This window comes from Streptomyces sp. NPDC053427, assembly GCF_044544985.1.
Lineage (GTDB): Bacteria > Actinomycetota > Actinomycetes > Streptomycetales > Streptomycetaceae > Streptomyces.
Window position 1 is genome coordinate 779,288 of sequence record NZ_JBITYA010000001.1, and the last position, 20,078, is coordinate 799,365.

Annotated in this window: 16 protein-coding genes; 8 read left to right on the forward strand and 8 right to left on the reverse strand. The window is 72.1% G+C overall.

Annotated elements, in window-relative coordinates; translation table 11 throughout:
- Positions 1–301: 301 nt before the first annotated feature.
- Both ACIGWZ_RS02995 and ACIGWZ_RS03000 read left to right on the forward strand, forming a co-directional pair.
- Complete coding sequence (locus ACIGWZ_RS02995; protein ID WP_400060149.1) at positions 302–1,525, forward strand: PP2C family protein-serine/threonine phosphatase; 1,224 nt, start codon at positions 302–304, stop codon at positions 1,523–1,525.
- A gap of 103 nt (positions 1,526–1,628) precedes the next feature.
- Complete coding sequence (locus ACIGWZ_RS03000) at positions 1,629–1,844, forward strand: hypothetical protein (RefSeq protein ID WP_400060151.1); 216 nt, start codon at positions 1,629–1,631, stop codon at positions 1,842–1,844.
- 22 nt (positions 1,845–1,866) lie between these two features.
- Here ACIGWZ_RS03000 and ACIGWZ_RS03005 read toward each other — a convergent pair whose 3' ends face one another.
- Both ACIGWZ_RS03005 and ACIGWZ_RS03010 read right to left on the reverse strand, forming a co-directional pair.
- On the reverse strand, positions 1,867–2,892 hold the full coding sequence (locus tag ACIGWZ_RS03005; RefSeq protein ID WP_400060153.1) for an alcohol dehydrogenase: 1,026 nt from the start codon (positions 2,890–2,892) through the stop codon (positions 1,867–1,869).
- Positions 2,893–2,983: 91 nt separating this feature from the next.
- A complete protein-coding gene (locus tag ACIGWZ_RS03010; RefSeq protein ID WP_400060155.1) occupies positions 2,984–4,543 on the reverse strand; it encodes an AMP-binding protein in 1,560 nt (519 codons plus the stop codon).
- Positions 4,544–4,903: 360 nt separating this feature from the next.
- Here ACIGWZ_RS03010 and ACIGWZ_RS03015 point away from each other — a divergent pair, with 360 nt between their 5' ends.
- A complete protein-coding gene (locus ACIGWZ_RS03015) occupies positions 4,904–6,997 on the forward strand; it encodes a SpoIIE family protein phosphatase (RefSeq protein WP_400060157.1) in 2,094 nt (697 codons plus the stop codon).
- Positions 6,998–7,317: 320 nt separating this feature from the next.
- Positions 7,318–8,775 carry an APC family permease gene (locus ACIGWZ_RS03020; protein ID WP_400060159.1) on the forward strand — a complete coding sequence of 486 codons (1,458 nt, stop codon included), beginning with the start codon at positions 7,318–7,320 and terminating at the stop codon, positions 8,773–8,775.
- A gap of 21 nt (positions 8,776–8,796) precedes the next feature.
- On the opposite strand, the gene ACIGWZ_RS03025 is transcribed toward ACIGWZ_RS03020, so the two are convergent.
- Positions 8,797–9,135 carry a hypothetical protein gene (locus tag ACIGWZ_RS03025; RefSeq protein WP_400060161.1) on the reverse strand — a complete coding sequence of 113 codons (339 nt, stop codon included), beginning with the start codon at positions 9,133–9,135 and terminating at the stop codon, positions 8,797–8,799.
- Between the two features lie 640 nt (positions 9,136–9,775).
- On the opposite strand from ACIGWZ_RS03025, the gene ACIGWZ_RS03030 reads away from it, so the two are divergent.
- Complete coding sequence (locus ACIGWZ_RS03030; protein WP_400060163.1) at positions 9,776–12,502, forward strand: SpoIIE family protein phosphatase; 2,727 nt, start codon at positions 9,776–9,778, stop codon at positions 12,500–12,502.
- Positions 12,503–12,687: 185 nt separating this feature from the next.
- On the opposite strand, the gene ACIGWZ_RS03035 is transcribed toward ACIGWZ_RS03030, so the two are convergent.
- Entirely contained in the window at positions 12,688–13,749 is a 1,062-nt protein-coding gene (locus tag ACIGWZ_RS03035; protein ID WP_400060164.1) for an isopenicillin N synthase family dioxygenase, read from the reverse strand.
- A gap of 210 nt (positions 13,750–13,959) precedes the next feature.
- On the opposite strand from ACIGWZ_RS03035, the gene ACIGWZ_RS03040 reads away from it, so the two are divergent.
- Together ACIGWZ_RS03040 and ACIGWZ_RS03045 are read left to right on the forward strand one after the other, a co-directional pair.
- The gene (locus ACIGWZ_RS03040) at positions 13,960–14,685 is read left to right on the forward strand and encodes a Mut7-C RNAse domain-containing protein (RefSeq protein WP_400060166.1); all 726 of its coding nucleotides are present in this window, start codon (positions 13,960–13,962) and stop codon (positions 14,683–14,685) included.
- 55 nt (positions 14,686–14,740) lie between these two features.
- Positions 14,741–15,676 (forward strand): alpha/beta fold hydrolase, encoded by a 936-nt coding sequence (locus tag ACIGWZ_RS03045; protein WP_400060169.1) that lies wholly within the window; start codon positions 14,741–14,743, stop codon positions 15,674–15,676.
- A gap of 53 nt (positions 15,677–15,729) precedes the next feature.
- Here the strand turns inward: ACIGWZ_RS03045 and ACIGWZ_RS03050 are convergent, their stop codons facing one another.
- The 3 genes from ACIGWZ_RS03050 to ACIGWZ_RS03060 all read right to left on the reverse strand — a co-directional run bounded on the left by ACIGWZ_RS03050 (position 15,730) and on the right by ACIGWZ_RS03060 (position 18,663).
- Positions 15,730–16,710, reverse strand: coding sequence for an alpha/beta hydrolase (locus ACIGWZ_RS03050; protein WP_400060171.1), 981 nt, complete (start codon positions 16,708–16,710; stop codon positions 15,730–15,732).
- Positions 16,710–17,459, reverse strand: coding sequence for a glucose 1-dehydrogenase (locus ACIGWZ_RS03055; RefSeq protein ID WP_400060172.1), 750 nt, complete (start codon positions 17,457–17,459; stop codon positions 16,710–16,712). Before ACIGWZ_RS03055 ends, ACIGWZ_RS03050 begins: the two co-directional genes overlap by 1 nt.
- A 76-nt stretch (positions 17,460–17,535) precedes the next feature.
- A complete protein-coding gene (locus ACIGWZ_RS03060) occupies positions 17,536–18,663 on the reverse strand; it encodes an LLM class flavin-dependent oxidoreductase (protein ID WP_400060174.1) in 1,128 nt (375 codons plus the stop codon).
- 184 nt (positions 18,664–18,847) lie between these two features.
- Here ACIGWZ_RS03060 and ACIGWZ_RS03065 point away from each other — a divergent pair, with 184 nt between their 5' ends.
- On the forward strand, positions 18,848–19,489 hold the full coding sequence (locus ACIGWZ_RS03065) for a PadR family transcriptional regulator (RefSeq protein WP_400060176.1): 642 nt from the start codon (positions 18,848–18,850) through the stop codon (positions 19,487–19,489).
- Here the strand turns inward: ACIGWZ_RS03065 and ACIGWZ_RS03070 are convergent.
- Entirely contained in the window at positions 19,381–20,004 is a 624-nt protein-coding gene (locus ACIGWZ_RS03070) for a flavin reductase family protein (protein ID WP_400060178.1), read from the reverse strand. The two genes, ACIGWZ_RS03065 and ACIGWZ_RS03070, sit on opposite strands and share 109 nt — an antisense overlap.
- Positions 20,005–20,078: the final 74 nt, after the last annotated feature.

Here is a 20,078-nt window from a genome sequence, read left to right on the forward strand (position 1 = left end):
CGCCAAGCCCTCCCCGTCGGCTCCCCGGTTGACCCGAACGGCGGCATCCGCCCCGCACGCGTCGGACCGGGCTCCTCCTGCGGTACGGGCCCCGACGGCCCGCGGGGCACCCCCGCCCGGCATGCGCGGACACCGCCGGGAAGGAAACATTTCGGCCGTGGAGTACGACGGGACACCACCGCATGCGCCGGCCGGCCGCCGCCTCCGGGGCCCGTCCGGAGCGTCCGCCGCGGGCCGGGGCGCACAGCCGTGTCCGGGCACCCGGGGGCCCCGGGCGCCGCGCCGGGACGGGTGACCGGTCGTGTCCGGCCCGATCGACTACGAGGCCGTCTTCCAGGCACTGCCGGGCGGGGCGGTGCTGCTCACCCCGGAGCTGGTGATCCTCGACGTCAACGAGGCCCATCTGCGGCTCTCGGGACGTCCGCGCGACCATCAGATCGGCCGCTACCTCTTCGACGTCTTCCCCGACAACCCCGCCGATCCCGACTCCGCCGGCGTCCGCGGCCTGGAGACGTCGCTGCGGCACGCGATGGCCACCCGCGCCCCCGACGCCATGCCGCTGCACCGCTACGACGTGGAGGTGCCCGGCCGGCCCGGTGTGTACGAGGAGCGGTACTGGAGCACCGTCAACGCGCCCGTACTCGGCCCCGAGGGGGAGGTGAAGCTGCTGGTGCACCGGGTCGAGGAGGTCACCGAACTGGTGCGGGCGCGGGGCGCGGAGCTCGGCGTGGAGCGGGAGCGGATGGCGGCCCAGCTCTACGGCCGAGCCCGGGAACTCCAGGAGGTCAACGTCCGGCTGCGCCGGTCCCACGACCGGGAGCGGGAAGTGGGGCTGGCCCTCCAGGCCGCGATGCTGCCCGCCCCGCGGCTGGTGGGGCATCACCGGGCGGCGGTGCGCTATCAGCCCGCCGTCGGGACGCTCAATGTGTGCGGCGACTGGTACGAACTGACGGATCTGCCGGGGGACCGGATGGCGGTGGCCGTCGGCGATGTCGTCGGCAACGGGCTCGAAGCGGCCTGTGTCATGGGCCAGTTGCGCAGCGCCCTGGGCGCCGCCGTCCTGGTCGCCCCCGGGCCCGCCAGGGCGTTGGAGGTGCTCGGCCTGTACGCCCGTTCGGTGGACGGGGCGGAATCCACCACCGCGGTGCAGGTCGTCATCGACTGGACCACGCACACCGTCCACTACAGCAGCGCCGGCCATCCGCCGCCCGCCCTGCTGCACCCCGACGGCACGGTGCAATTCCTCGATCAGGCCACCGACCCGCCGCTGGGAGCGCGGCCGGAGCATGTGGCCCGGCCCGAGGCGCGCACCCCCTTCACCGACGGCACCGTCCTCGTCCTGTACACCGACGGCCTGATCGAGCGCCGCCGCGAGGACATCGACGTGGGCCTGGCCCGCCTGGCCGATTCGCTCGCCCGGCACCGGGACAGCGACGTCGAACCGCTCGCCGACGCGCTCCTGGCGGAGCTGCTGCCGCCGGGCGGGACCACCGATGACACGGCGCTGGTCATCATCCGCCTCTGACCGGCTCCCGCCACGTGTCCCCCGCTCGGGCCTCGCCCGATTCCCGTCCCCGTCCCCGTCCCCGAAACGTGCGGTCCGCCGTCCCGGCCCGCACCCTGGTGCCATGGAAGCAAACCCACCACCGCAGGTGACCGTGCACCCGCCGGGCCCGGACGGGGCGCGGCGGGTGACGGCGGGCGACCGGAAGCTGGGGGTCGCCCACCGCATCGAGGACCTGGTGAAGGTCCTACGGCACATCGGCCTGGACGACATCGAGATCGAGGAGACCGATCTCATCGACTGGCAGGGCGGCGGCCCCGAGTCCTGGGACGCCCTTTAGGGCCGTCCCCGGGGTGTGCGCCTCAGTGGGTGGTGAGCACCATCCGGAAGCGGGCGGCGCCGGATTCCATCTTCCGGTACGCCTCGTCGGCCTCGTCCAGCGGCACGGGCTCCACCATCGGGCGGATCCCGTGCAGGGCGCTGAACGCCATGGTGTCCTGCACGTCCTGCGCCGTGCCGGACGGATGGCCGCGAACGACCTTGCCGGACTCGAGCAGTTGGAACGGGCTGATGCCCAGCGGCTCGGTCTCCACGCCGATGGCCACCAGCTCGCCGCGGTGCGCCAGCCCGTCCACGGTCGCCGTGATGGCGCTGGAGCTGGCGGCGGTGGCCAGGACGACCTTGGCGCCGCCGAGGGCCAGCAGCGCCTCCGCGACGGAGGTGTCCGCCGTGCTGTCGATGTAGTGGTGTGCGCCGAGCTGCTTGGCGAAGTCGGCCTTGCCGGCCCCGCGCGCGATGGCCACCGTCTCGAAGCCCATCGCGGCCGCGTACTGCACTCCCAGGTGACCGAGGCCGCCGATGCCGAGGACGGCGACCAGGTCGCCCGCCCGGGCGGGGCTGCGCCGCAGCCCGTTGTACGTGGTCACGCCCGCGCAGGCCATGGGGCCCGCATCGACCGCCGCCAACGCGTCGGGGATCCGGGCCGGCGCGTCGGCCGGCACGATCACCGCCTCGGCGAAGCCCCCGTCATAGGCCCATCCCGGGACCTTCAGGTTCGGGCACACCATGAAGTCGCCCTGCCGGCAGGGCGTGCAGTGGCCGCAGCTGCCGCCGAACCAGCCCACCGTCACCCGGTCACCGACCGACCATCCCTTGTCCCGCGCCCCCTCGCCGAGCGCGTCGATACGCCCGGCGATCTCGTGCCCGGGGACCAGCGGGAACGTGATGCCCGGCGCCGCGCCGTTCACGAAAACGGTGTCGCTGTGGCAGATCCCGCAGGCCTCCACGGCGATCCGTACGTGCCCGGGGCCCGGCAGCGGCACCTCACGCTCGACGATCTCGAACGGGCCTTGGGCGGCTGTGACCTGCGCAACTCGATACGTGCTCATCTGTATCTCTCCGGGAGCGGGTGCGACGGTCCCCTTCTCCAGCAGACCAGCTCCGGCTCGATCGCGCGCGCCGGATAGGCGCGGGAGGGGCCTATGCGTCGGCCCGGTCCGCGGTGGTGAGTTCCCGCTCGGCCAGGCGGCGCAGTTCCTTCTTGTCCGGCTTGCCGGCGTCGGTCAGCGGCAGCGCGTCGGTGAAACGGATGTGCGCCGGCTCGTACATCGCGCCGCGCCGCTCGTTCACCCTCGTGCGCAGCTGCTGCCCGTCGACGTCACTGCCGGGTACGGGCACGACCACGGCGTGCACCCGCTCCATCCGGTCCGCGTCGCGGACGCCGAAGACGGCGCTCTGCAGGACCTGCGGGTGGGAGTTGAGCAGGTCTTCGAGCTCGGTGGTGTACACATGGCCGCCGACCACGACGATCATGTCCTTGATGCGGTCGACGATGGTCACGTACCCCTCGTCGTCGAGGAATCCGATGTCCCCGGTGTGCAGCCAGCCGTCCCGGAGCACCTGGGCGGTCAGCTCGGGCTGCTTCCAGTAACCCTGCATGATCATGGTGGAGCGGACGCAGATCTCGCCGTGCTCGCCGTGGGGCAGGTCACGGCCGGACTCGTCCCGGACCGCCACCTCGACCTCCGACAGCACCTTGCCGGCGGAGCGCAGCCGCTCGGGGCGCTCGAGGTCGTGGTCCTGCGGGGAGAGTACGGCGATGCCGCCCGCCTCGTTCTGCCCGTAGCCCTGCCTCAGCACCGGGCCGAACCTGCGTATCGCGTCGGCTATCCGGGCCGGTGACGCCTGGCAGCCGCCGTACGTCAGCCGCCGCAGGCTGGAGGTGTCGGTGTGCTGCGCGTCCGGGTGGTCCATCAGCCGGTAGAGCAGCGGCGGCAGCATGAACATGTCGGTGATCCGCTCGCGTTCGATCGCGGCGAGCGCCTCCGCGGGGTCGAAGTCGTCGAGCAGCACCACGGTGCCGCCGGTGTGCAGGGTGTTGTCGGCAAGGTACCCGGCGGCGTGCGCGAGGGTGGTGACCACCAGCTGACGGCGCTCGGACTCCGGTTCCTCGGGCAGCACCCCGCCGAACCGGCGGGCCTGCTCGAAGGTGGTGCAGATGCCCTTGGGGTGGCCGGTGGTGCCGCCGGTGTGGCGGATGGTGCAGATGTCGTCGGGCCGGGCCCGGCCGGCCGGCGGCTCGGCGGACTGCGCCGCCGCGAGCTCCAGCAGGTCGGTGCCCAGCTTCGCCGGGCCGAGGACGAGGACGTTCGGAACCGGGGCCAACTCCGTTACCTCGGCGGCCCGTTCGGTGTAGCGGGGGTCGACGATCAGCGCGCGGGTCTCGACGTCGCGGACGATGGCGGCCTGGGCGTCGGCGGAGAGCTTGTTGTAGAGGTGGTTGACGCGGGCGCCGACCAGGTTGGCCGCGTAGCGAGCCGCGATGGTCTCCGGGAGGTTGCCGCTGAGCAGGGTGACGGTTTCGCCGCGGCCGACACCCTGGGCGAGCAGGGCCCGTGCCATGCGGTGGACCAGGTCACGGAATTCCCCCGCCGTGACGCGCCGGCCCTGATGGATCAGGGCTTCGTGGTCCGGGTGGTTGCCGAGAACATCGAGGTTCTCCTCCACGTAGGTACGGAATTGCTGGTCATCCATGGACATGCGGGTTCTCCTGAGGCCGGAGTGCGGTCACGGCTCCGGCAGTGCGGGTACGGGAATTTTAGTTGCCAGAGGCAACTAATGCCAGGGTAGTCGCCCTAGATCGACATCACCAAGTCGCGTGGCCCCGCACGGCTGTTATCCGCCACACCGGGAATTTCGGCAGTCCGGTCGCCCAGGTGTACTACTACGGCGCATAATGCTGGCTCCCCACAGGACACCGTTGTTGGAAGATCTCGCTCTCCCTGCGGGGCCGTCCCGTCTGGAGAGATGATGGAGGGCAGCGAACGCACGGCGCAGACGGCCGGGCGCGGAGAGCACCACGGCTGTCGGTCCTCGGCGACCGGCGGAAGGAGTGCCTTGATGGGTGCGACCGACGCGTTCCCCGAGGATGCGGCCCCGGCGGGGGCAGGCACGTCTCGGCCCGGTGGCCTGCTCGATGTTCTGGGCGTGGCCGCGGTGATGCTGGACGCGGATGGCCGGATCACGCTGTGGAGCCCGCAGGCCGAGGATCTGTTCGGCTGGACCGCCGAGGAGGCGCTGGGGCAACTCGCCGCACAGCTGCTGGTCGGCCCGGATCACTTCGATCTGGTTCTCTCCCTCTTCGCCCAGGTGATGGCGGGCGGCGAGAGCTGGGCAGGGGTCTTCCCGGTCCGGCACAAGGACGGCGGCACTCGGCTGGTCGAATTCCGCAACATGCGGCTGCTGGACGAGCGCGGCCACTCCTACGCCCTGGGCATCGCCACCGACCAGGCCGTACTGCGCCGGGTGGAGCGGGACCTGGCGCTGTCCGTACGCCTGGTGGCCCAGTCGCCGATCGGGCTGGCGGTGCTCGACACGGACCTGCGGTTCGTCATGGTCAACCCGGCCCTGGAGCGCATCAACAACCGTCCCGCCGAGGAGCACATCGGCCGCGGTGTCCACGAAGCGCTGTCGTTCCTGGACACCGGCGTCATCGCCTCCCGGATGCGCGAGGTCCTCGCCACCGGCACCCCGCTGCTCGACCAGTTCACCGTCGGCCGCACCGGCACCGGCACCGACCCCGAGACCGAAGAGGCCTGGTCGGTGTCCTACTACCGGCTGGAGGACCCCAACGGCCGCGTCCTGGGACTTGCGACCTCCGTCGTGGACGTCACCGAACAGCACCGTGCCGCCGCCGAAGCCGCCCGCGCCCGCCGCCGTCTCGCCGTCATCGCCGATGCCTCCGCCTCCGTCGGCACCACCCTCGACGTCGACCAGACCGCCCATGAACTGGCCGAAGTCATCGTGCCCGAGCTGGCCGACCTGGCCGCGGTGGACGTCCTCGACGCCGTCCTCAACAGCCGCCGCCCGACCTCCCTGCCCCCGGGCTCCGCGGCCCGCTTCCGGGCGCTCGCGGTGGCCACCGCCTACCCGACCGACGCCGCCCGCGCCGCCGATCCCACCGGACAGATCGCCTCGTACGACGCCGACCGGCTGATCACCCGGTGCGTCACCGACGCCCGCCCCGTGCTCGTCCCCCAGGTGACCGAGGAGGATCTGCCGCGCATCGCCGCCGACCCGCAGGGCGCCGAACTCCTGGGGAAGGCCGGACTGCACTCCTATCTGGCGGTGCCGCTGATCGCCCGCGGTGAGGTGCTGGGCGCCCTGTCGCTGTACCGCGTGCGCAATCCGCTGCCCTTCGACGAGGACGATGCGGTCCTTGCCGTCGAGCTGGCCGCCCGCGCGGCGGTCTGCATCGACAACGCCCGCTCCTACCAGAGCGAACGCCGCACCGCGCTCACCCTTCAGCGCCATCTGATGAACCACCGGCCCCTGCAGCCCAAGGGCATGGAGATCGCCTACCGCTACCAGCCCGCGCAGGCGGCCAGCGAGGTCGGCGGCGACTGGTTCGACGCCATCCCGGTGGCCGGCGACAAGACCGCCCTGGTGGTCGGTGACGTCATGGGCAGCGGTATCAATGCCGCCGCGACCATGGGCCAGCTGCGCACCACCACCCGCGCCCTGGCCGACCTGGACCTCGACCCCGCCGAGGTGCTGCGCCATCTCGACCACATCGCCGCCGGGCTCGATCCGGCCTTCGCCACCTGCCTCTACGCCGTCTACGACCCGCACGCCAAGCAGTGCCACATCGCCGTCGCGGGCCATCTGCCCCCGGTCCTGGTCCGCCCCGGACAGCCGCCGGAGCTGCTGGACCTGCCCACCGGCGCCCCGCTCGGCGTCGGCGGCGTCACGTTCGAGCAGACCACCGTCCCGGTGGCCGACGGCGATCAGCTCGTCCTCTACACCGACGGGCTGATCGAAACCCGCGAGGACCCCATCGACGCCCGTCTCGACACCCTCCTCGAACTGCTCGCGGAGCCCGAGCGGCCGCTGGAGGAGCTCTGCGACCGGCTGCTGGGCGAGCTGCGCCACGGCCACGACCACGACGATGTCGCGCTGCTCGTCGCCCGTGCCCGCGCGTGCGACGACCTCTGACGGTCCACGGAGTGAGCCGGATCCCCGACCCCGGCGCGCGAGCCGAGACGCCGGACGGAAGATTCCGCATCCCCGCCAAGGCCACGGAATCCGCGTGAAGATTGCTACGTGAGCGTCGATCGGCGCTCACGATCTCTGTCACGCAACGGATTTCGTTGTCGGGCGGCCTTAACAAAACCTTGACGGGAGTCGTCCACGGGGGTTGTATTCGGTCACCGAAGCGGAGCCAGCAGTTCTCCTGGTTTCCCTCGCCTTGCGGCCCTCTCCGCCGAAGAGTGCCCCCTTCCTGCCGCCAGCACCGATGGGACACGGATACAGATATGGCCAACTCGACCGTTGCCTCCGCAGCCCCCGACAGGGACGACCGCAGTACGACCGAGAGCAGCACGGCGGGCACTCCCAAGCTCACCCGCTCCATCGGCGTCGTCGGCGGCACCCTGCTCACCCTGTCCTGTCTGACCCCGGCGTCCTCGCTCTTCGTGATCGTGCCGGACTCGTTCGCGACGCTGGGTACGGGCACCGCCCTGACCATCGCCGTCGCGGCCCTGCTGTGCATCGGAGTCGCCTTCACCTACTCCGAGCTCGGCACGCTCATCCCGAGCTCCGGCGGCGAGTACGCCATGGTCGGCACCCTGATGGGGCGGCTCGCGGGATGGCTGGTTTTCATACTCTCGCTGATCGTGGTCATGATCGTCCCGCCCATCATCGCGCTGGGCACCGCCGACTATCTGGCCCCGATCATGCATCTGGATCCGCAGTGGACCGCGGCCGGCGTGATGCTGCTGGCCACCGTCATGGGCCTGCTGGACCTGCGCGCCAACGCCTGGATCACCGGCATCTTCCTGGTCCTCGAGGTCGTGGCCTGCGCGGTCGTCGCCTTCCTCGGCTTCACCCACACCCACCGTTCGGCCTCCGTGCTCGTCCACCCGGTCATGGACGCCGGGCACGGCCACAGCACGGCCGTCACCGGGGGCCTGATCATCGCGGGACTGGCCACCGCCCTCTTCATCCTCCAGGGCTTCTCCACCGCCGTGTATCTCGCGGAGGAGATGGAGAACCCGCGCCGCAACGTCTCCCGTACGGTCCTGTGGACCCTGGCCATCGGCGCCGCGGTCGTCCTGATCCCGGTCGTCGCCATCACCCTCGGCGCCCCCGACCTGGAGACCCTGGGCGCCGGTGACGTGGCCGGCATGGTGCAGTCCTGGAGCAACTCCGGCGTCGGCACCTTCGTCAGCCTCTGCATCGCCCTGGCGATCGTCAACGCCGCCATCGTGATGGTGATCCAGAACTCCCGGGTGGTGTTCTCCTCGGCGCGCGACGCCGCCTGGCCGACCCCGGCCAACCGCGTCCTCTCGCACGTCGGCAAGCGCTTCGGCTCGCCCTGGGCGGCCACCCTCGCGGTCGGTGTCCCCGGTGCGGCGCTGTGCTTCGTCAACCTCGACATGCTCAGCGAGGTCACCGGCGTGGCCGTCGCCGCCATGTACGTCTTCGTCGCGCTGGGCGCCCTGGTCTCCCGCCGCGGGGCGCACAAGCACCGGATGGCCTGGCGGATGCCGCTGTGGCCCGCGATTCCGGCGCTGCTCGTGCTCGTACTGGCCTGGGTGCTGTGGCAGCAGAGCCCCGAGAGCCTGCTCATCACGGGGTTCATCGTCGCGGCGGCCGCCGTGTACTGGGCCGTCTACCTCCGCCCGCGGCAGGAGACGCACTGGGTGATCTCCGTCCCCGAGGACGAGCAGGCGCCCGCCGCGGAGGGCGCGGAGCCCTCCGCGACCGCCTGACGGGCGCCCCGGCCCGGCCCGCTACTTTCCGGCGGGCCGGGCCAGGGCCAGCGCGTCCAGCAGCAGACACACGTGGTCGACGGCGTCCCGCCCGGCGGGGCCGTCGGCCGCTGTCGTTTCGTCGAGCAGACCGGCGGTCGCCCGCAGCAGGCCGAGCAGGCGCTCGCTCGCGCCCGGCGACGGCTCCGCGGCCGCGAGGGCGGAACGGATCTGCTCGCCCGTGAGCGGCAGGCCCCTCTCGAGGAAGCGGAACAGCGCCACGGCGGCTCGCCGGTCGGCGTCGCTGGGCTTCCACAGACCGAGCGCGTGGTGGTCGATGAGCCCAACCGCCTCGGCACGGATCTCTTCGGCAACATGCATGCCCACGAACGTCTCATACGCCCTCGCCGGCCCTCCGGAGCGCTCCCGGGCCGCCCCGCCCGCCCACAAACCGTCCCCGATCTTCCGGCAATCGGGGCTGACCAGGCACATTGCGCAATGACCCGCACTCACCCGACCGGCCGAAAACCGGAATTCCGGCGGTCAAACCTGTGGCAAGAGTTACATGCGGGAGGCACTGCGGGGGCGAGAATCCGCGCAATGGCATTCCCGTCGGACGGCAGAGCGCGTGGGGCACGAATGCCGTATGCGTTCCAATTCCGGCGCCCTGGCGGACAAAACGCCCTCTTTGCGCGGGAGCGGCCCTCGTCCATGGCCGCCCATACCGCCGGAACGCCTCCCAAAGGCCTCCCGAAGGCGGCCCGAATGCCGTCGGGGCGCCGCCGTGCAAAGGCGCCCGCGGTCACGGCAATGCGCAGTCACGGATAAAGAACTTCGCAACCGGATAGCCGTGAAACATACCCGCTGGTTTACTGGCCCTCTGGTGCCCGAGCCGGGAGCGCGGGATCATCGGATCCACTCCGGGATGCCTGTGAACTCGGCCGTCGCGGTGCGGCTCCGAGCGGCTGCGCTCCGCATCGCGCGGGTCGCCCACCGTATGCGGGAGGTGTAGAAAGAGGACATGGCCGGACGCTACGGCCGCCCGCGTTCGGTTCCGAGAATGCGAACTGTCGCAGGCCAGGTCTTTCTCCTGCAGGTGGCGATCGTGGTGCTGCTCGTCGCCGCAGCCATAGCGGCACTCGTGCTGCAGTCCAGAACCGACTCGGAGCGCGAAGCCCGCAACCGTTCGGTCGCCGTGGCCGAAGCCTTCGCACACGCCCCCGGTATCGAGCAGGCGCTGAAGAGCGCCGACCCCACCCTCGTCCTGCAACCCCGCGCCGAAGCCGCCCGCAAAGGCTCCGGCGTCGACTTCATCGTCGTCATGAACACGCAGGGCATCCGCTACACCCACCCCTTGCCCGACCGCATCGGCAAGAAATTCGTCGGCAACCTCGCGCCCGCGCTGGCCGGCGGCGTCGTCACCGAGAAGATCACCGGCACCATAGGACCCCTCATCCAGGCCGTCGTCCCGGTCACCAGCCGCAGCAGCGGCAAGGTCATCGGCCTGGTGTCCGCGGGCATCACCATCAGCAAGGTCAGCGGGGTCGTCGACGACCAGTTCCCGCTCCTCTTCGGCTCCGCCGCGGGCGTCCTGCTGCTCACCACCGGCGGTACGGCACTCGTCAGCAGACGCGTGCGCCGCCAGACCCATGGCCTGGGCCCGGCCGAGATGACCCGGATGTACGAGCATCACGACGCGGTGCTGCACGCCGTCCGCGAGGGCGTGATCATCGTCAGCGGCAGCGGCCGGGTGCTGCTCGCCAACGACGAGGCACGCCGGCTGCTCGGCCTCCCCGCCGATGTGGAAGGACGCCAGATCGACGACCTCGGCCTGGACCCGGGGACCGCGGGGCTGCTCGCCTCCGGCAGGGCCGTGACCGACGAGGTGCACCCGGTCGGGGACCGCCTGCTCGCCGTCAACCAGCGCTCCACCGATCAGGCCGGCGGCCCGCCCGGCAGCGTGACCACGCTGCGCGACACCACCGAGCTCCAGGCGCTCTCCGGCCGGGCCGATGTGGCCCGGGGCCGCCTCAAACTCCTCTACGAGGCCGGCACCGAGATCGGCACGACCCTGGACGTCGTGCGCACCTGCGAGGAACTGGCGGAATTCGCCGCCGCCCGGTACGCCGACATCGTCACCGTGGACCTTGCCGGAGCCGTGCTGCGCGGCGAGGAGCCCGTCCCGTCCGGTTCCGGCCCGGAGATGCGGCGTACGGCGGTCAGCGGCGCGGGCGCCGAGAACACCGCGCTCTACCCGGTCGGCAAGGTGATCCGCTTCAATCCCGACACCACCCTGGGCGCCGGCCTGGCCAACGGCGAGCCCGTACGCGAAGCGGATCTGACCGCTCTGTCCGGCTGGCAGCGCCAGGACCCCGAGCGGGCCCGCCGGCTCATCGATTACGGCGTCCACTCCATGATCGCCGTGCCGCTGCGCGCCCGCGGTGTCATCCTCGGCGTGGCCATGTTCTGGCGAGCCCAGGAGCCCAAGCCGTTCGACGAGGAGGACCTCTCCCTCGCCGAGGAACTGGTCGCCCGCGCCGCGGTCAGCGTGGACAACGCCCGCCGCTACACCCGTGAGCACGCCATGGCCGTCACCCTGCAGCGCAGCCTGCTGCCGCGCGGCCTGCCCGAACAGAATGCCGTCCAGGCCGCCTACCGCTACCTCCCCGCGCAGGCCGGGCTCGGCGGCGTCGGCGGGGTCGGCGGCGACTGGTTCGACATCATCCCGCTGCCCGGCGCCCGGGTCGCCCTGGTCGTCGGGGACGTCGTCGGCCATGGTCTGCACGCCGCCGCCACCATGGGCCGGCTGCGCACCGCGGTCCACAACTTCGCCAACCTCGATCTGCCGCCCGATGAGCTCCTGTGGCACCTGGACGAGCTGGTCACCCGCATCGACCAGGACGAGGCGACCGACGGCTCCGCCGGAGTCACCGGCGCCACCTGCCTGTACGCCATCTACGACCCGGCATCCGGCCGCTGCACCATCGCCCGTGCCGGCCACTGCCAGCCGCTGGTGCTGCGCCCCGACGGCTCCGCCGAGTTCGCCGAGGTGCCCGGCGGCCCGCCGCTCGGCCTGGGCGGCATGCCGTTCGAGAACTGGGAACTGCCGCTCCCCGAGAACAGCCGCTTGGTCCTCTACACCGACGGTCTCGTCGAGGACCGCGACCGCGACATCGACGCCGGCATGGCCGTGCTGGCCCGGGTCCTGACCGGCCACGCCGACCGGACCCCGGAGGAGACCTGCGAGGCCGCCCTGGGCGAGCTGCTGCCCGAGCGCCCCAGCGACGACATCGCGCTGCTCGTCGCCCGGACCCGCATCCTGGACGCCTCCCACGTCGCGGACTGGGACGTCCCCGCCGACCCCTCGGCCGTTGCCCAGGTACGCGCCGCGGCCGTCCGCAAGCTCGTCGAATGGGACCTGGCCGATGAGGCCTTCACCGCGGAGCTGATCCTCAGCGAACTGGTCACCAACGCCATCCGCTACGCCTCCGGCCCCATCCACGTACGCCTGATCCGCGACCGCGCCCTGATCTGCGAGGTCTCCGACCACAGCAGCACCTCCCCGCACCTCAAACAGGCCGCCACCACCGACGAGGGCGGCCGCGGCCTGTTCCTCATCGCCCAGCTGGCCGAACGCTGGGGCACCCGCTACACCGGAGACGGCAAGGTCATCTGGACGGAGCAGCCACTGGTGGGGGAGATGACGGGGGAGCAGGGGGCGCCCTCGCTCAGTCCGCCCGCTCCCTGAGGTGCCGCCGGCCGCGCGGGAAGAGCGCATGCAAGGCGAACGCCACGACCAGCGCGGGAGGAAGGGCCTCCGGCACCGGCGGGCGGGGGGACGGGGCGGCGCGATCTCAGGGGCACGGCGGACCTCTCGGGGCGCGGGCGGGGCCGGGTGGACGGGCCCCGGCCGTACGCGGGGCGGGGCGGGTGTCAGCCGTTCCTGGCGGCTCGCAGGCGGGCGGCCTCGCGCGGCGAGTTCTCGTTGAGCCGGCCGGCCCGCGACCCCGCCAGCTTGTCGGCGAGGTGCCGGCCGACCGTCGTCGGCGGGTAGTGCGGCTCGCTGCCGGCCGGTACGCAGCCGGGCAGCGTGCTGATCTCCGCGTCCCAGTTCCCGTCGTGGAAGTACGCGGCGGAGCGGCGCCGTACCACCCGCCCGTTCCCGTCGGTCGGCGGCAGGACCCGGTGCATCGTCGACAGCCAGCGGTCGTTGGTCCAACGGGCCAGCAGATCACCGAGGTTGACCAGCAGACAGCCCGGCTCCGGCAGGACGTCGTGCCAGGTGCCGTCGCTGTCGAGGATCTGCAGCCCGGGGACGCGGTCCGCCCACAGCACCGTCACGATGCCGTAGTCGGTGTGCGCACCCATCCCCATCTGATCGCGGTCGATCACCGTCTCCTCCTCCGGGAGCATGTAGTGGATCATCCGCAGGACGTCGAGGGAGTGGTCGGTGAACGGGCCGAAGTAGCCCTCCTCGAGCCCCAGCGCGCGGGCGAAGACGTCCGTCAGCCGCTCGGCGAGCCCGCCCGCCCGGGCGCACCACTCCTCCACCGCCGCACGGAAGCCCGGCAGGGACGGCCAGAGATTGGCCGGATAGTGGGCCTCCGGAAGATCCAGCTCCGGGTAGGCCCCGGCCTCGGCTCCCACATTGAAGGCCTCGAAGAGATCCTCGACCGCCGCCGGTACGCCCAGGCTCAGGCTGAGCTTCTCGGTACGCGGCGGGGTGTAGCCGCGGTTGATGTCGGGGGACGGCGACCGCAGGGCCTTCTTCTCCTCCAGGGGGAGCCCGAAGAAGGCGTCCAGCGCGTCCGCGAAGGCGTTCACCGTGGACTCGGGGATGCCGTGCCCGCGGATCTGCATGAATCCGACCGTACGTGCCGCCTCGTCGACCGCCGCCGCGATGGCGGCGCGGTCGGCCTCGCCGCCGTTGTCCCAGGCGGAGATGTCGATGACGGGTACCTCCAGCACGCCGTCGACTGCCGTGGCCCTGCCCATGGTGCGACTCCCTTCGGATGCCCGATGCCGTGTACCTGATGATCCCGTACCTGATGATCCCTCAGATTCGGGCGTCAACATGTTGATGAACACGAAGTTTCCTGTCATGATCAATTCAAGTCGATCGGGCCGGGCGCCCGAGCGCCCGACCGCGCGGGCCGCACCCGAAACCCGTGGCCGGGCCGCCGCGCCCGATGGCATGCTGGCCGCGTGAACGGTCCCGAAATCCATGTGACATTCCCGCCCGAGCTGCACCTCTTCCTCGCGACGGGCCGCACCCCCGCCGGCACCCGCGTCGTCACCGACGGGGCGTCGACGCTCGGCCATGTCATCGAGTCCCTGGGCGTCCCGCTCACCGAAGTCGGCCGGTTCCTCGTGGACGGCCGGGAAGTCCCCGTCTCCCATGTTCCCAAGGCGGACGAGAAGGTCGAGGTGTGCGCCGTCCGGCGCCCCCAGCCGGTCCCCGGTGCGCCCCTGCGCTTCCTGCTCGATGTGCACCTCGGCACGCTGGCGCGCCGGCTGCGGCTGCTCGGCGTCGACGCCTCGTACACCAACGAGGACCCGGGCGACGCCGCGCTCGCCGCGCTCTCGGCGAAGGAGCGGCGGGTGCTGCTCTCCCGCGACCGCGGACTGCTCCGGCGCCGGGAGATCTGGGCCGGCGCATACATCTACAGCGACCGCCCCGAAGACCAGCTCCACGACGTACTGAGCCGCTTCGCCCCCGCGCTCGCCCCCTGGACCCGCTGCACCGCCTGCAACGGCCAACTGACCGACGCCGACAAGGACTCGGTCCAGGAACGGCTGGAGCACGGCACCCAGCGCACCTATGACGTCTTCGCGCAGTGCACGTCCTGCGGCCGGGTCTACTGGCGCGGGGCGCACCATGCGCGCCTGGAGGCGATCGTGACCAAGGCGCTCCGGGAAACCGCGCGCTGAAGCGGCCCGCCGGGATGCCGGGCGGATGCGTCATCGACCGGGGAAGGAGCCTGGGATGAGCGAATCGCGGAAGGTGAGTTTTCCGGACGCGCGGATCGGACCCGAGTGGGGACGGCGGCGGATCGGGGCGTTCCGTGACGCGGCGGCGTTCGAGCGGTTCGCGGCGGTCTACGAGGAGGCGATGGGCGCACTGCCCGAGCCGGACGAGCAGCGGACCGTGCCGACCGCGTTCGGGACGGTACGGGTCCACCGGTTCGGCACCGGGGAGGGCGTGCCGCTGGTGCTGATGCCGGGCCGGGGCTCGTGCACGCCGCTGTGGCGGACGAATCTGGCGGGGCTGACGCGCGGCGGACGCACCGTGTACGCGGTCGACGGGCTCGGGGAGCCGGGGTGCAGCGCGCAGTCGGCGCCGCTGACCTCGGCCGCGGACCAGGCGGCCTGGGTCGACGAGATGCTCGCGGGACTGCGGCTGCCGTCGGCGCATCTGCTGGGGGTCTCCATCGGGGGCTGGCTGGCGCTCCAGGTGGCCATCCACCGTCCCGCACGCATCGCCTCGGTGACCGTCCTGGACCCGGCGAACTCCTTTGCACGGCTCGGCTGGAAGATGCTCGTGGTCTCGCTGGGCAGCGTGATCCCGGGCATGCCGGAGAAGCTGCGCCATCGGCTCCTGGGGTGGATCTCGGGCGGCATCGACGACGTCGGGGACCATGTCGAGGGCCGGCTCATCGCCTCCGGGATGCGGGACTTCAGGACCCGCTTCCCGGCCCCGGCCCTGCCCGGCGACGACGAACTGCGCGCCATCGGAGTGCCCGTACTGGCGCTGATCGCGGGCCGGAGCATCGCGCACGACCCCGAGAAGGCCGCGGCGCGGGCGCGTACGGTGCCGGGCGGCACGGTGGAGGTCTGGCCCGATGCCTCGCACGCGATCAACGGGGAGTTCCCGGAGCGGATCGCCGAGCGGGTGGCGGAGTTCCTCGGCACGGTCGGGTGACGAGGCGCGGCGGGGGCCCGGTGCCGCGCCCGGGCCCCCGCCCTCGCCGCGGCTCACGCCGCCGCCACGCCCAGCACCGCGGCAAGCCACTCGCCCGCCGCCTCGACGGCCAGGTCCGCCGCCGGCAGATGCCCCAGCGCCCCCAGGAACCCGTGGAAGGTGCCGCCGTGTTCGTCGACCCGGGCCTCGCCGCCCGCCGCACGCAGCGCCCCGGCGTAGGCGCGCCCCTCGTCCCGTAGCGGATCGCACTCGGGCAGCACCAGCAGGGCGGGCGGCAGACCGGTCAGGTCCGGGGCGAGGCCGGGCGAGGCGTACGGGTGGGCGGGATCGCCGTCGGGGCCCAGATACTGCTCCCAGTACCAGCGCATATGGGCCGTGGTGTGGAAGAAGCCGGTGGCGTAGTCGGTCGCCGAGGCGCCGGCCAGACGGTGGTCCAGGGCGGGATAGAGCAGGAGTTGGGCGGCCGGCGGCCGGCTTCCGCGGTCGCGGGCCATGAGGGCGACCGCAGCGGCGAGCCCGCCCCCGCTCGAGTCGCCGCCGACGGCCACCCGGCCCGGGTCGCAGCCCAGCTCCGCCGCCCGCGCAAAGGCCCACTCGGTGGCCGCGTACGCATCCTCGGCGGCGGCCGGGAAGCGGTCCTCCGGCGCTCGACGGTAGTCCACCGACATCACCGACGCACCGCTGCGCAGGGCGAGTTCGCGGCACAGGCCATCGTGGGTGTCGAGGTCGCACATCACCCATCCGCCGCCGTGGAAGAAGACGAGGAGGGGGCGGGGGCCGGGGGTGTCGGCGGTGGGGCGGTAGATGCGGACCGGGAGGGCGGGTGCTCCGGGCGGCCCGGGGATGCTGCGGTCCACTGCCGCGACGCCCGCCCGGACGGGCCGGCCGGCGCCCGCGCCCGAGGCGCGACGCAGCGAACCGGCGTCCAGCGGGCCGCGTGCGGGGTCGGGGAAGTGCGCCGCCATCGCCTCGCACATCTGGCGGGCCGCGGGCGAGAGCGGGTCGGGGGACGGTGATGCGGTAGGGGCGGTCATCAGGTGGTCAGTCCTCCGTCCACGGCGAATTCCGCGCCGGTGATGTACGCGGACGCGTCCGAGGCCAGGAAGCGCACCAGCTCCGCCACCTCGTCCGGCCGCCCGACGCGCCCCAGCGGTGCCCGCACGGGAAGCTCCGCGCCGTTCTCGGGACGCAGCACGCCCGCCACCATCGGGGTGTCGACCATGCCCGGATGGACCGAGTTGACCCGGATCCCGTCGCCGGCCAGATCGATCGCGGCGGATCTGGTCAGCCCGCGCAGCCCGAACTTGCTCGCCCCGTAGGCCGCGTGCTGCGGCAGACCCTTGAGCCCGGCCGTCGACGAGATGTTCACGATCGAGCCGCCGCCCGCCGCGCGCAGCGCCGGAACCACCGCCTTGATGCCGAGGAACGGGCCGAGCAGATTGACGCGGAGCAGCAGCGCGAAGTTCTCCTCGGTCTCGGCGTCGACGGGGGCGGTGCGCCACAGGGCCGCATTGTTGACGAGGACGTCGAGCCGGCCGAAGGACGCTACGGCGGTGTCGGCGACGGCCTCCCAGCCGGCGGCGTCCGTCACGTCGTGCCGGACGAAGACGGCCGCGTCGCCCAGCCCGGAGGCGACCGCGCGGCCCTCCTCTTCCCGTACGTCGGTGATCACCACGCGCGCGCCCGCCTCGGCGAACAGCCGCGCCTCGACCGCGCCCTGGCCCCGTCCGGCACCGGTGATCACGGCTACCTTGCCGTCCAGGCGCTGCCCGTCGGCACTCATACGTCGACCTCGTTCCGCTCGGCCCGCCGGCATGCGCACGGCACGCACCTTGTGATGATTCGCCTGCTTCGCGCGCTCATGCGCGCTCCTCGAGGGCGCGGAAGTGCGGGAGCACCGTCTCGCCCCACTGCCGGATGGTCTCCATGCACGCCTCCTGCGGCACGGTGCCCATCTGGATCAGACACATCACCTCGTCCACGCCGATCTCGCGCAGCTGCTCGACGTAGGCGAGGGCGTCCTGCGCGCTGCCGTACGCGTGCTGGGCGTTGTAGGCGCCGGTGTCGTTGGGGCGCGCCGGGATGTTCGCCTCGTGCAGCTTGGCGACCAGCCGCTCGCGGCCCTGCTCCATCGCCGCCACATGGTCCTCGCCCTCGTCGTAGCCGGTGGGCGCGGGGCCGTTGCCGTACCAGTGGGCGATGGACTCGGCGAAGAAGCGCTGGCCGCGGGTGCCGATCCGGTACGCCGCGGCCGCGTCGTCCAGCACCACGGTCGGGCACAGCGCCGAGAAGTGGTCGTTGACCTCGGAGGAGACCAGCCGGTCCGTGCCGCGGGTGGCGACCGCCTCGTCGTAGACCTTGCGCATCTCGCGGACGTCATCGGCCCCGGCGAAGCCCATCACCAGCGCGCCGATACCCAGTTCGGCGGCGAGCTTGAGGGTGTCGTGCTTGCTGCACGCCATGAACAGCGGCGGGTGCGGGTCCTGGACGGGGCGGGGCAGGATCGCGCCGGGGCCGATGTCGATCGACCCGTGCCACTCGAACCGCTCCTCGCGCCAGGCGTTGGCGAAGATCCGCAGCGCCTCCTCCATCTGCGGGTAGGTGTCCGCGGGCTCGACCCCGTACATGGACATCTCCTGCTTGGTGGCGCCGCGTCCGGCGCCGATGTCGACGCGTCCGCCGGAGAGCACGTCCAGCATGGCGGCGCGCTCGGCGACCCGTACGGGGTGCTGGTAGCCGAACGGCATGGTCACCACGCCGTGCCCGATACGGATCCGGGAGGTCCGCGCGGCGACCCAGGTGAGGAAGATCTCCGAGGCGCTCATGTGCGCGTACTGGGTCAGCGCGTGGTGCTCCACCGCCCAGATGCGGTCGAAGCCCATCTCCTCGGCGTACACGGCCTGTTCCACGCAGTCGCGGATGACCTGGCGTTCGCGTTCGGGAGTGGGGTTGGCGAGCTGAGCCTCGAAGATCATCGAGAACTTCACGGAACTGCCTCCTGGACACTTCGGTTCCCTCAAGAAGCTATTTCTAATAGAAATATGTCTAGCAGGAATACGAGAGCGAGGGAAGTGGGGTCGGTGAGAAGTGGAGTCGGCGATACCCGTCCCCGGACCGGGTCGGGGAGGTGCCCCCATGGGGCCGGCGGATGCGGACCGTAGACTGCGGCACGTGACGGAGAAGCGAGCCAGCGGTGCGAAGTCCGGTGACGGCGGGCGTCCGGCGCTGCCGGCGACGAGTTGGGCGGTGCTGGGACTGCTCTCGTTCGGCGAGGAGCTGTCCGGCTACGACCTGAAGAAGTGGTCGGACTGGTCGCTGCGCTTCTTCTACTGGAGCCCGTCCTTCAGCCAGATCTACGGCGAGCTCAAGCGGCTCGAGAAGTGCGGCTACGTCACCTCGCGGATGGTCGCGCAGGAGACCGGCAACCGCGACAAGCGGGTCTATGTGATCACCGACGAGGGCATGGAGGCGGTCCGTCACTGGGCGCGCGAGGCGCCGGTGGAACCCCCGGTCCTCAAGCACGGCGTGATGCTGCGGCTCTGGCTCGGCCATCTGCTCGAAGGCGACCAGATGCGCGAAGTGCTCGGCCGGCACCGGGAGTACGCGGAGACCATGCGGCAGCGCGCCGAGGTGGACGCGGCGGGCGCCCGGGACAGGGAGGAGTGGGCCTATCCCTCGCTCGTCCTGAAGTGGTCGGAGCGGTACTACGCCTCCGAACGGGATCTGGCCGACGCGATGCTGGCCGACCTGGACGAGATGGGTGCGGCGGACGCGTCCGGCGAGGCGGGCGGCAGGGGCCGCAGGCGCCCGTAGGTGCGGCGGAAGTAGAGCAGCGGACCGGTGTCGCGGACCCGGTCCGCGGGCGTGAGCGCGGTGACCCTGCCGAGCGCGATGGCATGGTCGCCGCCCGGCAGGGTGTCCACCAGATCGCACTCGATCGTCGCCAGCGCCGCGGTCAGCAGCGGCGCGCCGTTCCGTCCGGTCCGCCAGTCGACCCCGGTGAACTTGTCGCCGCCGGTGACCGCGAACTGACGGCACAGTTCCTGCTGGTCGGCCGCGAGGAGGTTGACCGCGAACCGTCCGGCGGCGCTGATCTTCGGCCAGGTGGTGGAGGTCTTCGCCGGGCAGAAGCACACCAGGGGCGGGTCGAGGGACACCGAGGCGAAGGACTGCACCGCCATGCCGGCCGGGCGCCCGTCGGGCCGGAGTGCCGTGATCACCGCGATGCCGGTGCAGAAGCTGCTCAGTACGTCGCGCATCGCCGCGTCATCGACCGAGGGGGCCGGTGCGGCGGGCGGCGGCGGGGTGTCAGGGGCGAAGGTGGTCACGCTGCCTCCCAAAGTTGTTTCTACTAGGTATATGTCTAACCGAAACACTGTGATTGGATACCGGCCACGTCCGC

Excerpts from the sequence above, each read along its gene's own strand:
- ACIGWZ_RS03000 (WP_400060151.1), top strand. The coding sequence starts at position 1,629 with ATGGAAGCAAACCCACCACCGCAGGTGACCGTGCACCCGCCGGGCCCG.
- ACIGWZ_RS03005 (WP_400060153.1), bottom strand. The coding sequence starts at position 2,892 with ATGAGCACGTATCGAGTTGCGCAGGTCACAGCCGCCCAAGGCCCGTTC.
- ACIGWZ_RS03010 (WP_400060155.1), bottom strand. The coding sequence starts at position 4,543 with ATGTCCATGGATGACCAGCAATTCCGTACCTACGTGGAGGAGAACCTC.
- ACIGWZ_RS03015 (WP_400060157.1), top strand. The coding sequence starts at position 4,904 with ATGGGTGCGACCGACGCGTTCCCCGAGGATGCGGCCCCGGCGGGGGCA.
- ACIGWZ_RS03020 (WP_400060159.1), top strand. The coding sequence starts at position 7,318 with ATGGCCAACTCGACCGTTGCCTCCGCAGCCCCCGACAGGGACGACCGC.
- ACIGWZ_RS03025 (WP_400060161.1), bottom strand. The coding sequence starts at position 9,135 with ATGCATGTTGCCGAAGAGATCCGTGCCGAGGCGGTTGGGCTCATCGAC.
- ACIGWZ_RS03030 (WP_400060163.1), top strand. The coding sequence starts at position 9,776 with ATGGCCGGACGCTACGGCCGCCCGCGTTCGGTTCCGAGAATGCGAACT.
- ACIGWZ_RS03035 (WP_400060164.1), bottom strand. The coding sequence starts at position 13,749 with ATGGGCAGGGCCACGGCAGTCGACGGCGTGCTGGAGGTACCCGTCATC.
- ACIGWZ_RS03045 (WP_400060169.1), top strand. The coding sequence starts at position 14,741 with ATGAGCGAATCGCGGAAGGTGAGTTTTCCGGACGCGCGGATCGGACCC.
- ACIGWZ_RS03050 (WP_400060171.1), bottom strand. The coding sequence starts at position 16,710 with ATGACCGCCCCTACCGCATCACCGTCCCCCGACCCGCTCTCGCCCGCG.
- ACIGWZ_RS03055 (WP_400060172.1), bottom strand. The coding sequence starts at position 17,459 with ATGAGTGCCGACGGGCAGCGCCTGGACGGCAAGGTAGCCGTGATCACC.